This is a genomic window from Streptomyces griseocarneus (genome assembly GCF_014655595.1).
Lineage (GTDB): Bacteria > Actinomycetota > Actinomycetes > Streptomycetales > Streptomycetaceae > Streptomyces > Streptomyces griseocarneus.
Genome location: NZ_BNBL01000003.1, coordinates 366929 through 378971, shown reverse-complemented (window position 1 = coordinate 378971; position 12043 = coordinate 366929). Strand labels below are relative to the sequence as shown.

General features: G+C 69.5%; 11 protein-coding genes. 2 read left to right on the top strand and 9 right to left on the bottom strand.

Features of this window, described 5'->3' with window-relative positions; all coding sequences use genetic code 11:
* Nucleotides 1–17 precede the first annotated feature (17 nt).
* The 8 genes from IE295_RS10435 to IE295_RS10400 all read right to left on the bottom strand — a co-directional run bounded on the left by IE295_RS10435 (nucleotide 18) and on the right by IE295_RS10400 (nucleotide 8909).
* Complete coding sequence (locus IE295_RS10435; RefSeq protein WP_190063272.1) at nucleotides 18–329, bottom strand: DUF4913 domain-containing protein; 312 nt, start codon at nucleotides 327–329, stop codon at nucleotides 18–20.
* 77 nt (nucleotides 330–406) lie between these two features.
* On the bottom strand, nucleotides 407–2161 hold the full coding sequence (locus IE295_RS10430) for a type IV secretory system conjugative DNA transfer family protein (protein WP_190063470.1): 1755 nt from the start codon (nucleotides 2159–2161) through the stop codon (nucleotides 407–409).
* Nucleotides 2162–2163: 2 nt separating this feature from the next.
* Nucleotides 2164–3711, bottom strand: coding sequence for a putative type IV secretion/conjugal transfer ATPase (locus IE295_RS10425; protein WP_190063271.1), 1548 nt, complete (start codon nucleotides 3709–3711; stop codon nucleotides 2164–2166).
* The gene (locus IE295_RS10420) at nucleotides 3711–5240 is read right to left on the bottom strand and encodes an SCO6880 family protein (protein WP_224323055.1); all 1530 of its coding nucleotides are present in this window, start codon (nucleotides 5238–5240) and stop codon (nucleotides 3711–3713) included. Before IE295_RS10420 ends, IE295_RS10425 begins: the two co-directional genes overlap by 1 nt.
* 3 nt (nucleotides 5241–5243) lie before the next feature.
* Nucleotides 5244–7151, bottom strand: coding sequence for a hypothetical protein (locus IE295_RS10415; protein ID WP_190063270.1), 1908 nt, complete (start codon nucleotides 7149–7151; stop codon nucleotides 5244–5246).
* Nucleotides 7144–7917, bottom strand: coding sequence for a hypothetical protein (locus IE295_RS10410; protein WP_224323056.1), 774 nt, complete (start codon nucleotides 7915–7917; stop codon nucleotides 7144–7146). Before IE295_RS10410 ends, IE295_RS10415 begins: the two co-directional genes overlap by 8 nt.
* Nucleotides 7914–8225, bottom strand: a complete 312-nt coding sequence (locus IE295_RS10405) for a hypothetical protein (RefSeq protein WP_190063269.1) — start codon at nucleotides 8223–8225, stop codon at nucleotides 7914–7916. Before IE295_RS10405 ends, IE295_RS10410 begins: the two co-directional genes overlap by 4 nt.
* A 24-nt stretch (nucleotides 8226–8249) precedes the next feature.
* The gene (locus IE295_RS10400) at nucleotides 8250–8909 is read right to left on the bottom strand and encodes a hypothetical protein (RefSeq protein WP_224323057.1); all 660 of its coding nucleotides are present in this window, start codon (nucleotides 8907–8909) and stop codon (nucleotides 8250–8252) included.
* A 582-nt stretch (nucleotides 8910–9491) separates the two neighbouring features.
* Between IE295_RS10400 and IE295_RS10395 the strand changes: the two genes are divergently transcribed.
* A complete protein-coding gene (locus tag IE295_RS10395) occupies nucleotides 9492–10562 on the top strand; it encodes a lytic transglycosylase domain-containing protein (RefSeq protein WP_224323058.1) in 1071 nt (356 codons plus the stop codon).
* Nucleotides 10563–10595: 33 nt separating this feature from the next.
* Nucleotides 10596–11246, top strand: coding sequence for a hypothetical protein (locus IE295_RS10390; protein WP_224323059.1), 651 nt, complete (start codon nucleotides 10596–10598; stop codon nucleotides 11244–11246).
* A gap of 44 nt (nucleotides 11247–11290) precedes the next feature.
* Here the strand turns inward: IE295_RS10390 and IE295_RS10385 are convergent, their stop codons facing one another.
* Nucleotides 11291–12013, bottom strand: a complete 723-nt coding sequence (locus IE295_RS10385; protein ID WP_190063267.1) for a TetR/AcrR family transcriptional regulator — start codon at nucleotides 12011–12013, stop codon at nucleotides 11291–11293.
* Nucleotides 12014–12043: the final 30 nt, after the last annotated feature.

The following is a 12043-nucleotide window of genomic DNA, read 5'->3' as shown; positions in this document are numbered from 1 at the left end:
GGGCCGATCGGGTCCCGTCACGCCGGATACGCCTCGGCCGTGGGCGCTTCCTTCGCCCGGTGCCCGCCGGCCCGGCACCCCGAGAAAGGCCCGTCGGGGTCGCGCAGGGCCTGCATCACCGGCCCCAGATAGTCGCGGTGCCACATCGCCGGCCCGGTCAGGCCCCCGTTGGGGCCCGTGAGCTCCTGCCAGGCGAGCCACAACGCATGCAACTGGGCGACGGCCTCCAGGTGCTCCCACCACTGTGAACACCAGGGCGACCGGGAAGTGACCTCCCTGCCGTACACCGGGAGCAGCAGCCCGCTCACCCAGAAGGACAGCCCTTCCATCGCCGCCTGCTGTTCCTCGCCCTCCAGGTAGAGAATGAAGGGCGAGCGCGCCTGCTCCGCCTCCGCGCCGAAGTCGCTCAGATCCGGGAGATCCCCTCTGTGGCACGTACGGTGATCGCCTTGACTTCGGCCTGGGCGGCCGCCTGAATGCGGTCGGCTCCCGGCTCCTTGTACCAGGGGCGCAGCCGGATGAGGGCCGGCTTCACGCCCGTGGCGAGGAGAAGAGCCGTTCCCTTGGGCAGAGCGCGAATGCGGTCCGCGGGCATGACGCGCTCGAGCCGGTACGAGGTGGAACGGGAGTGCGTGTCACCGCTCTTGGAATAGCTCACCGTGCTGACGTCGTGCTCGCCGACGAGCCGGGAGATCTTCTCGATGAAGTCGGCGTCGTCGAGCCCCGCGCCGAGGAGCTTGATGGTGGCGGCACCCCACAGTGCGTCCATTCCGGCCTCGCCCCATACGCGGCTGCCCTGCCGATAGCTCTGCAGCAGTGTCACGACGTTGATGCCGCGCGAGCCGAAATGGGAGTAGAGGTCGGGCAGATCGGAGATCCGGCAGACGTTCGCGGCCTCGTCGAGTACGGCCGTCATGGGCGGTTCGAGGCGTCCGCCCATCCGCTCGGCGGCCGTGACCCCGGCGCGCAGTACGGAGTCGGCCGCGGCGGCGATCACGCCGGCGGCCGAACCGCCGCCGTCCTTCGACAAGAGATAGAGCGTGTCCCGGCTCGTGGCGTGTATCTCGGGCCGGAACTGCGCGACTCCGGGATCAGGGCTCACCCAAGCGACGATCTTGGGATCGAGGAGGCATGCGACACATTGGCGCGCGGTTTCGTAAATGCCGTCACGTGTCTGGACCGCGCCCCTGATGGTGCCCTGGAGCTGTTCGGCAAGGGCAGCCATTCCGGCGTCGCGCAGCAGGTACACAGGTGTGTCGTCCGCGGGATCGGCGAGCCAGGACAGCACGTCCGTGACCGGGCGCTGCCCCCGGTTCGCCGCGTGGAAGAGCGCGGTGAGCGTGTTCTGCGCGGCCGAGATCCAGAAGTCACGCTTGGACGCGTCGTCGTTGACGGCCCCGACGAAGTGGCCGGCCAGACGCCGTGCACCCTCGATGGTGGAGGCGTCGGCGAGCATGTCCCACCACATCGCGCGGTGGGTGTGGGCGATGCCCTGGGGGTCGAACGTCCACACCGTGCCGACCGCGGTCCGCTCGGCCTTGGTGACGCTGTAGACGTCGGCCTTGTTCGAGGTGAGCAGCACGGACCCGCGCGCTCGCAGTACGCGCGGGACGGCGATGCCGGTGGACTTGCCGGCTCGGGGAGCCATCAGGTCGAGCTCCACGTCCTCGAACGAGGACCGCAGCTCGGGGCCGTTCGGCTCGAGGTTTCCCAGGAGGTTGCCGGTGTCGTCCGGCTCCAGCGTCTTCATCTTGGACAGCGCCGGCCGCAGCTGGCGGGCGCGCTCGGCGGCCCCCTTGGGCAGCATGCCGGCCAGCTCCCGCCGGCCCGCCAGCCCGGTGGGCTTCTTGCCGCGCCGACTGAACACGCGCAGGGCGCCGGCTCCGATCCCCGCGAAGAGCAGGACCGTCAGGGCCCAGAAGAGCCATGCGGGCGGCGCCGGCTCGTAGGCCGATGCCGGGCCGCGGACGATGGCCATCACGGCCGTGGTGGCCGGATCGTCGTACACCCACTCGGGCCAGCCGCGCCCGGAGAGGACCGCCGCGAGCGGTGCCGTGAACAACGTGCACGCCAGCGCCGCGGCGCCGGTGAGCACGAGCACGGGTACCAGGAGCGAGTCGCCGCCCGCACGGGAGGAAGAGGGCTTGCCGCCGGAAGGCACGGTCACACCACCATCCGCTCGTCCGTCTCGAACAGCCGCTTCTCGGTATGGGAGAGCATCAGCTGCACGGCGTGGGACCCGCCGCCCCGGCCGACCTTCCACAGGGCACGGCCTCGCTGGCCTGCGCCCCAGGAACTGATCAGGTCGCACTCGGCGTCCGTGAGGCCGATCGCCTCACGGGTCAGGTTCAGCGGCTTGGTGTCCTGGGCGAGCTGCACGCGCGTCTCGCAGCTGGCGATCAGGTCCTTGGCGATGGCGACCGCCTCGGAGCCGGAGGCGCCGACCGCTTCGAAGTCGCTGAGGCGGTGGGTGGCCAGCAGCTGGATGGTGCCGGTGGCGCGGGACAGCCGGAGGTCCGCATCGATCTTGCGGACCATGGCGGCGCCACCGGACCGCATCTGGCGCCACAGTTCGTCCCGTACGACGATCCACGGCCGTCCTCCCGGCCGGTCGATCGCGGACTGGGCCCAGGAGGATACACAGGTGAGCACCATCGCCACCGTCTCGTCGCCGTACTGCTCGAGAGCGGAGATGTCGACGGACTGGATGGGCGCGTCCCAGTCCAGCCCGATCGACGTCTCCTTGTCGAACAGACCGCCCAGGTGGCCGGTGATCATGCCGCCGAGCGCGGACCGCAGGGAAGTCATCTGCTCACGCGCGGTCTGCACGTCGTCGCCACGGATGCGGAGCTCGCGGGCCATGGCTTCGGTGGGGTCCTTGAGCCGCTCGTAGACCAGGGGCAGCGTCGGCACGCTCAGTCGCGTCTGGCCGTAGAGCTCACCGGTGACCTCGCGGACGGCGATGTCCAGGCACTCTTCTTCCTGCGGCTTGAGGTTGCGCTTCAGCTGGAGCTCCAGCAGCGCCTTGAGCAGGGTCAGCCGGCGCCGGTGGATCTCCTTGAGCCGGGACTGGAGCTCCTCTCCGCTGATCCGGTCCAGGTCGTAGCCCAGGGGTCCCGCGTCGAGCGGGTTGAGACGACCGGGCAGGCCGGGGCCGAGCCGGACCGGCTCGACCCCGAGGTGCTGGCAGATGGCCTGGTACTCGCCCTTGACGTCCCCGGCGATGAGCGTGCGGTGGCCCAGTGCCATCAGGCGGAAGCACAGCGCCTTGATGTGGGCGGACTTACCCGATCCCGGGATGCCGGTCACCATGACGTTCGGGTTGGTCGCGAGGCCTTCCTTCACCCAGGCGGCCGGATGGGCCGAGAACGCCTGCATGGTCAGGGTGTTCCAGCCGATGTACACCCCGATCGGCGGCAGGCTCGCGGCGTGCAGGAAGGGGTAGATGCCGCTGGCGCGGTCGGTGTCCGCCCGGAACACCTCGGCCTTGGCGACCGAGGCTGCCCGCCCGGCGAAGGGCTGGGACCAGCCCTTCCTCGGAGCGATGCGCATGGCCGTGGCCGGGTCCTCCAGCAGCTGGGAGCGCCGCAGTTCGCGGGCGCTGAGCTTGCGGGGCGCGGGCCGGGGCTCGCTTCCGGGATTCAGCAGGTCGGACAGCGGGGCGGCCTTGAGGGCGTTGTCGCCCTCGGAACGACGGCCGAAGAGGCCCATCAGATGCCCACCCTCCGGTCGGGGAGGCCCTGGCCGAGCGGGAGCGCGGCCACGGCGAACGCCGAGTCCTGCGCACCCCACACGCGCCGGAGCTCCAGACCCGCGTCGGACGCGTCGGCCTGCAGCTCGGCGCACGCCGTCTCCAGCTGGTCGAAGTCGGTCACCGTGACGGCGAGGAGGGCGGTCAGCCGCACCACGCCGTGACCCGAGGCGCGCGCCACGTCCTGGGCGCGGGCCATCATCGCCTCACGGCGCTCGTCCTCGGACTCCACGCGGCCCGTCTTGGCCCGCAGCCTCCGCGCGGTGTCACGCTTGGTCTTCTCGCGCGCCAGCTCCTGGCGGGCCTTGGCCGGTCCGATCGGCTCGTACACGAGGGACAGCGAACGGCGGGCGTTCTGCCGCGGGCGCAGCAGGGGCTGGAGGAACGTCGCGTACACATCGCTCCGGGGGAACCCGCGGACCTGGTAGCTGACGGTCCACGCACCGTCGTGGCGGTAGACGCCCCAGCCGGTCTCGGCCGCCGCCGGCCCCGCGAGGGCGGGGTCGACGCCCCGTTCGGCGCCCTTCCACTGCGGGTCCTCGGCGGCGGTGTTGCGGGCGGACAGCGCGAGCTGGGCCTCGGGGTCGTAGGCGGTACGAATGGCCTGGGCCACACCGCGAGGGGTGAGCCATTCCAGGATCTGCAGGCCCGCGCTGGAGAGCGAACCGTGCATGGCGTGGATCTCACGCACCAGGACGGCCGCCGCACCGACCTGGCCACCGCCGGCGCCCTTGACGGCCAGGCGGGCCCGGGAGGAGGAAAGGGTGACGGCCAGATAGGTCTCACGGATCGTGGCCGTCGGCCCCGCCCCCGCCATCAGCTCGTCCAGCGCCTGCACGGCGGCGGCCGGGGCGTCGGGAGCGGTGTGCCGCTCCGTCCACGACCGCAGGGCCGCACCGTCGTCCGGCAGGGAACGCTGGTGCACGGAGATGCGGGTGATCGCGCCCCCTTCCTTGCACTGCGAGCGCAGGTAGGCCGCCCAGGCCTTGACCCGGTGGTTCTGCTTCTCGGTGTCGACGAGCGCGAGGCCGGGGAACGTCACCCGGCAGATCGCCGTGTACGTACCGTCGACGGGGTTGTGCATGATGCCCAGCGTGCCGCCGAGGCCGTCGGGCGCCTCCAGGATGTGCAGCCGGGCCAGCACCCCGGGCAGGTCCATCGGCTGCTGCCCGTCCTTGGTCCGGGGGGCGAACACACCGGAGAAGAAGAGGTTCTTACTGCTTGCCACTGCGATCTGGTGCCTAACTGCGAGGACGATCCACTCGTCCGCGCTGAGCCCCAGCACCCGCCCGTAGGCGAGGAGGAGCAGCAGCGCCGCGAGCGGGAGACAGATGAGGGCGGCGCCCCAGCTGCGCTGGTAGATGGGCATGACCGAGATCACGGCCGCGAGCGCCATGAGGGTGAAGCCGGCGCCGCTCAGGTTGCCCATGAACCCGGAGCGCTCCGACTGCCAGCCGCTGTAGGCGTTGGGTTCCACGGAAGTGGACACGGATCAACTCCCTTCGGAGGTGGGGCTGTCGGGGGCCGGGCTGCTGGGCTGAGCCTGCGGGGGCGGGGTGCTCTCGGAGGTCGGGGACCCCGAGGATGCCGGTGCCGGTGCCGGTGCCGGTGCGGGTGCGGGTGCGGGTGCCGGCCCGGGGCCGGGTGGTTCCTGCTCGCCGTTCTGCGGCCGCCGGGTGACGGTGGTCGGGCTGCTCTGGGCGCCCTGGTCGAGGCCGGCGTGGGCCGCGACGTTGGCACCGGTGTCCGCGAGCATGTCCTTGCCCGCGAGCGCGACGCCCAGGCCGAAACTGACGGCGCCGCCCACCTTGGCGCCGAAGCCGCCGCTCGTGCTGCCGTTCATGGCCTTGGACCAGAAGCCGCCGCCTCCGGAGCCCGAACCGCCCATGGCGCTGGCGTTGTCCTCCTCGACGGCCTTGGTGTAATTACTGCCGCCACCGGCCGTACCGGCGCCGCTGGGTGCGGGCTGGTTTCCGCCGAACATCGACGAGACGCTGGAGCTCACCGAGCCCAGCATTCCGCCGGCGGCCGCGCCGCCGGCGCCGACCGTGGTGAACGTCATGAACTTGGCGATCACCGGCCAGGCGAATGCGGAAATGATGAAGATGATCAGGCCGACGAGGACATTGCGGATTCCCTCGCCGCCCTTCATCGCACTGAATCCGATCGAGAAACAGATGACGATGACCGGCTTCATCAGGATGAGGGAGATCAAGGCATTGCGCGCCTTGGGCCACCATTCGCTGGTCGCATCGGACATCTGCCCGGCCAGGGCGAGCGGCATCATCGTGATGAGGATCATGATGCCCGCCTGGCGGACGAGCATTTCGACCCAGAGGGCTCCGACGGCGATGATGCACAGGATGCCGACGACGATGATGACGCCCACGGCACTCGCGAGCACGCTCTCCCCGGTGACGAGCGCGGTGGTCGCGGTCGCGGCTCCGCCGCCTCCGGTGACGAGGCCGCCGAAGAGCATGGTCAGCTGCTTTTTCATCGCGTTCTTCGCGTCGTCCTCGGACCCGCCGCCGCCCTCGAAGGTCTCGTTGATCAACGCGGTGCTGAGGGTGTCTGACCAGTCCAGGGCGGTCTGCGTGGCGAAGATGTAGACGGACAGGACGGCGGCCCACTTGGCCAGGCCGGTGATCGCCGTGGCGAGCGGCGCACCCTGCTGGGAGACGGCGAGTTTGCCGAACTGCATGAGCAGCAGGAACGTGGCCACCAGCACCGAGAGGCCTGTGGCGATGCCCATGATCGGGCCGATGCCGGTCTTCGCGAGCTTGATGGTGGAGATGTCGTTGAACGCTTCGGCGAACTCTTTCAGCAGCCAGACGACGGATTCACCGATGGCGCCCGCTGCTGCCTTCAGGGCGTTGGCGGCCATCTCGGAAATTTTTCCGGCGACCCAGTCGATGGGGCCCTTGGTGTAGACGCCGAACTTGCCGACGGCTTCTTCCCTGCAGACCGCGAAGGCCTTCTTCTTCTCCTTCACGCACTCCGTGAGGTACTTGTTGTACTTCTCGTAGAACGGGTCCTTCGTGTCGGCCTTCTCCTGCCAGCGCTTGAGCTCCTTGAGCTCGTACTCGTGCGCTTCCTTGGGGTCGCTGGAGCCTTCGCCGACGCACACGGTCATGCCGGCGGGGTAGTCCTCGCAGTCCCTGGGCGCGCGGCAGGGACTCTTGAAGTCCTTGTCCCGGTCCTGCTGCCTCTGAACTTCGTCGTAGTCGCAGTACTCCCCCGTGTTGACGTTGATGCCAACAATGCTGACCTGCCTGTCAACGAAGTCCTTCGGGTAGGGGTCCGGAGGCTTGGTGCCGGCCAGAGCCATCGGTGTGGCGATCGCCAGGACGATGGCGAGGACGCCCGTCAGAGTGCCGAGACGGGCAAGGAATCTAGCCAAGGGTCACCTGCCGCCACATGTCCTGGTAGGCGTACGGGCTGTCAGGGTCGTACGCCCTGGGGCCGTGGACACTCTTGGTGTACCGGGGCTCTTCCGTGAGCTTCCAGTCACCGTCCTCCCACTTGTAGATGGCGTAGTCGGTCTCGCCCTTCAGCGGGTTGTTGTCCGCCGCCTTACCCGGCAGGCTGGCGAAGCGGTCGTAGTTCATCCAGATGATGAGGACCTGACCGGTGTTGTCGGCACTGGTGACACGGACGGCGTTGACTTGGGTGGAGATGGACAGCCCAGGGGGCGTGCTCCCGGAGGGCGGCAGTCCCGCGCGCTCGCGGAGCTTCCGGACGTCCGAGACGCGCTTGTCGACGGTGCCCGGGGAGTCCTTGGACACGATGGCCTTCAACTGCTTCTCGGCGACCGTGTCGTCCAGGAGGTCGAGCTCCTGCAGGTGCCGGACGGCCGCCGAGACAGCGCCGCGGTCCGATTGCGGGAAACCGACGCTGATGGCGTCCTTCACCTTGTCGGACTTGACAACGCGCAGCTTGTATTCGTTCGCGGGAGTCCGTCGCTTGCCAGGGGACATCGACGGCGCCGGGGCTGCCGAACTGGCTCCCGGGCTCGCCACCGAGCCCTTGTCGCGGTCGCCCCCGCCCAGCGTGGTGACCGCCAGAACTCCGCCACCCGCGATGAGAGCGGCTACCGCCGCCCCGATACCGATCAGCCTCAGCCGGGCCCGGCGGGCCTTGTCCTTGTGGTCCAAGGCGTCCTTCACCCCTGCGTCATGTTGTAGAAGGCGAGGACCAGGCCGCTCGTGACGCCGATGCCCATGCCGGACACCAGGCTCCAGAGGATCGCCTGCTTGCCGCGTGCCGCGAGCTGGGCCCGCTCGCTGTTGTGGCCGATGGCGACACAGGCCCAGCCGGCCAGGCCGCCGAGGACGGCGAGGGCGAGGCCGACGCCGGCGGTCCAGCCGAGGATCTTCCCGGTCGGCGTCTTCAGGGTGCCGGGCACCTCGGGCTTGTAGTTGGGGATGACGTCGTCGGCCAGGACGACCATGGTCTGGTGCAGCAGCTGGCTCATGGGGGTGACTCCTTGGCAATCGGATCAGGTGGAGGGGAGGTCGGCCGCGGTGGGCGCGGCGACTGTGGCCGGGACCGGGGCCGGCGGGAGGGGCTCTCCCCAGGTGATGTGAGCGGACGCGAGTACGGCACGTGCCAGCTCGGCGCCCACTTCGGACATGCGGGGCTTGAGCCGGGCGGCGTCGCGCATCCCGTGGCTTCGGATGTGCGGGTCGTGCGGAACGTTGATGACGGCCGCGACCCGCGACTGGAGCATCGTCGCCGCGGCCCGTACCGGGGCGGGGAGCCGGCCGTCCGCGGTCGCCACCAGCGCGACGATCGCGCGGTGCAGCGGTAGCCCCTCGGCAATGGCGGCCTGGACCGCGGTCTGCAGGGCATGAACGCCCGGGCCGGTGGCGGCGGCGCACAACACGGGTACGGAGAAGGGGAGCGCGCACCAGGCGGCGCTCAGGCTCGGGCTTCCCGTGTGCCGCGCCGACACGATGTCGTCCGCGACCAAGTGCGTCGTGTCGGCGACCACCGCCTGCCAGCCGCCGGCTGCGGCCAGCTGGTACCAGGCCGCAGGGGCTTCCGGCAGCGTGAGTGGTGACTCGTTCCACTCCTGGTGGTCGGTCAGCACATGCCAGCCACCACCCTGCGGGGCGCGGCAGGTCGATGCGGCCGCGAGTACCTGGCGACGCGTCATTTCACGGTCGGCCGGCAGGGATACCAGTCCGGCACCGGGTTCGGACGGCCAGGAGGGCCATGGAGAGGACAGCCGTCGACCAGTGTCCAGGACGACGGTCGGCGCGTATCCCGCCAGTGAACCAGCAAGCAGCGCAGCGGTAGTTGAGCGACCGCTGCCGCCCGTGGATCCCATGACGGCTATGGCGAGTCGCGCTTGTGCGGGCAGCGTCGTGGCCGGCTGAGACTTCCTGGCCGACGACCCCCCGAATTGCAACTGCATGTATTGCTAATCCCCCGAGCGTTCGTTCTGACGGGCAGTCTAATGTCGCGCCACCTGTGACTGGTGAGGCGGCTGGTGTGTGACCTGGCCTTTGAGTCGCACAGAACGAGGGGTTAGAGACACTTCACATCGCTTGATGCCGGATGTGGGTGGATTGGTGCTACATGGGCGATATTCACCCGGCGTTTGGGCTGGGCCTTTGTGTGTGTAAATGTTGGGCGCGCGCCAATGGGGCCCGGATCAAGGGATTGTGATCCTCCATCAGTCCTGGGTGGAGTGGCGCCGGGCCGACGCGGTGCGTCACGAAAGTAGGGGGGGTAGGTGGATCTCAAGCGGGGGCTGCTCTTCGTTATTGCCGCCATCGCGTTGATTCCTCTTGTGCTGGGGCTCGCGATCATTCTGCTCATCGCGTCACTCGGCGGCGACGGAAAGGGCAGCGGAAACTACGCGTCGGGAGGACTGAACGTCGGAAAGGGTGGCGTACCCCCTCAATACGCCGGAATGATCCAGGCTGCAGCCAATTCCTGTGACGAGGGACTTCCGCCTGCCGTCCTGGCCGCTCAGTTGGAGGCGGAGAGCAATTTCGACCCGACGGCGCAGTCCAAGGACGACAACGGCAACCCGATTGCCTCGGGAATCGCTCAGTTCATACCCGAGACCTGGGCGGAGATGGCCGTCGACGGGAACGGCGACGGCAAGAAGGACGTGTGGGATCCTGCGGACGCGATACCGACGCAGGGCAAGATGATGTGCGAATTGCTGAAGGATGCGAAGAAGCATCCCGATTACAACGGCAGCCCCATCGAGCTGGCCCTGGCCGGCTACAACGCCGGATTCCAACGCGTCATTGAGTACCGAGGTGTCCCGCCGAAGTCGTTCGCCGGGGGGCAGACCTACGACTACGTGAAGTCCATCATGGCGAGCGTAGAGAAGTTCTCCGGCTCTTCCGGAGGCGGGGGCGGCTCGTTCACCGACGGACAGCAGACCTGGACGCTGAACAACCCCCGGAGCGTCGACCAGGCCATCGCATGGGCCAAGGCCCATTCCGGCGACGGGTCGTCCGGCGAGTGGTACAACATGTGCCTCGCGTTCACCGCCGTCGTCTACGGCTGGAACGTCTCCGGCGTGAACTACGCCATCGACCACTACGACGTCGTGCCCAAGTCCATGCAACACCCCGGGGACCGCAATCCCCCTCCCGGCGCCCTCATGTACTGGGACACCGGCAGTCGCGCCGGGCACATAGCCGTCTACATCGGCAACGGCAAGATCGTCTCGAACGACATCGAGCGCAAGGGCTACATCGACATCGTGGACGCCGACCAGATCGAGAAGAAGTGGGGCGCCAAGTATGTCGGCTGGACGCCTCCCGTTTTCCCACATGCCGGATGAAACGTTTCTTCGTACCGACACGTAAGGCACTCCATGCACTCCATGCACTTCGCCCCCGATGACGACCAGGTGATGGCCCCCTGGGGCATCGTCACCCCCGACTTCTGGGTCGATCCCGCGCGCGAACAGGCCCAAGAGCCCGCCCAAGAGCCCGCCTCGGCCACGGCGGCACCGGCGGCACCGACCCCCGGGCCCACAGCCCAGCCGGAGGAGAATCCAGCAGCACCCCCGCCGCCCCCGGAGGCCTACCGCGAGCGCATCGACAAGGTCGTCGCCGCCTTCGCCACCCCTGGTGATCAGGCACGGCTCGCCGAGGCCGGCGTTGAGGCCGAGAGGCTCGACGAGGAGATCACGGCCCAGTACGGCCCCGCGCACACGCACACCGTCAACGTCCGGGAACTGCGGGGCTGGCTCGCGCATCTGTCGGGGGAATCCGGCGTCGCGGTGCGCTGGTACCTGCACACCACCGGTCTCCAGATGGCGGCCTGGGGGCCCGGGCACGAGCTCACGCAAGGGTCGGCGCAGCGGGCCGCTCACATCTGGATGGGCATCACGGACCCGGTGGAGGCCCTCGCGGTGGGCTCGGAGCTGATGGCGATGCTGGTCGCCGTCACCGGCCACGACAGCAAGGCGGCCCGCAAGGTACGGGCCGGCATGAAGAAGCTGCAGGAGGGCGAGGAGTAGCGGCGCCGGTCAGGGTGCTCGCTGGTAAGGGCAGAAAGGGCAGATCAGAACAGGTGCGGCACGCCCTCCACCACCGGGCCCACCCGGCGGGCCAGGTCGGCGACCGGGCCGTCGGGGGGTTCGAGGGCGAGGGCCGTGCGGGCGACGTGGGCGGTCTGGGGGTCGCTCGCGGCGGTGGCCGTCAGCAGGGCCACGAAGTGGTCGACGAGCCAGTCGCGCAGCTCGGGCAGGGGCGGTTGCTTCTCCTCGTCCAGCCAGATCAGAGAGGCCGCCTCGACGGCCGATATCCACGTACGCACCATCAGTCGCAGCCGCACCCCGGGGTCGGGGACGGACAGATGGGTGAGGATCTGGGCGGCGGCGGTCCGGCGGACCTCGTCGACTATGGCGCCCGTGCGCGAGGTCTCGGCGACGCTGCCGCCCTGGAGCAGTGCGCTGTAGCCGGCGTCGTGCTGGTCGACGAAGGCGAGGTAGCGGTCGAGGGCCGCGGCGAGCCGGCCCGTCAGGGGGCCGGTCTGGGGCTCGGCGAAGCACAGCTCGAGGTCGTCGGCGGCGCTGCGCAGGGCGGCCTCGTACAACTGTGGCTTGCCGCCGGGGAAGTACCGGTAGACCAGCGGCCGGGAGACCTCGGCTGCGGCCGCGACGTCGTCCAGCGAGACGTCCTCCGGGGCCCGGTGGGCGAACAGGCCGAGCGCGGCGCCGATCAGCTGGGTGCGACGCTCGGTGACGCTGAGCCTGCGGTACGAGGTGGTTCCGCTGCCGGTCATGCCTGGCAGGGTAACCGGCCGGGGGAGAGG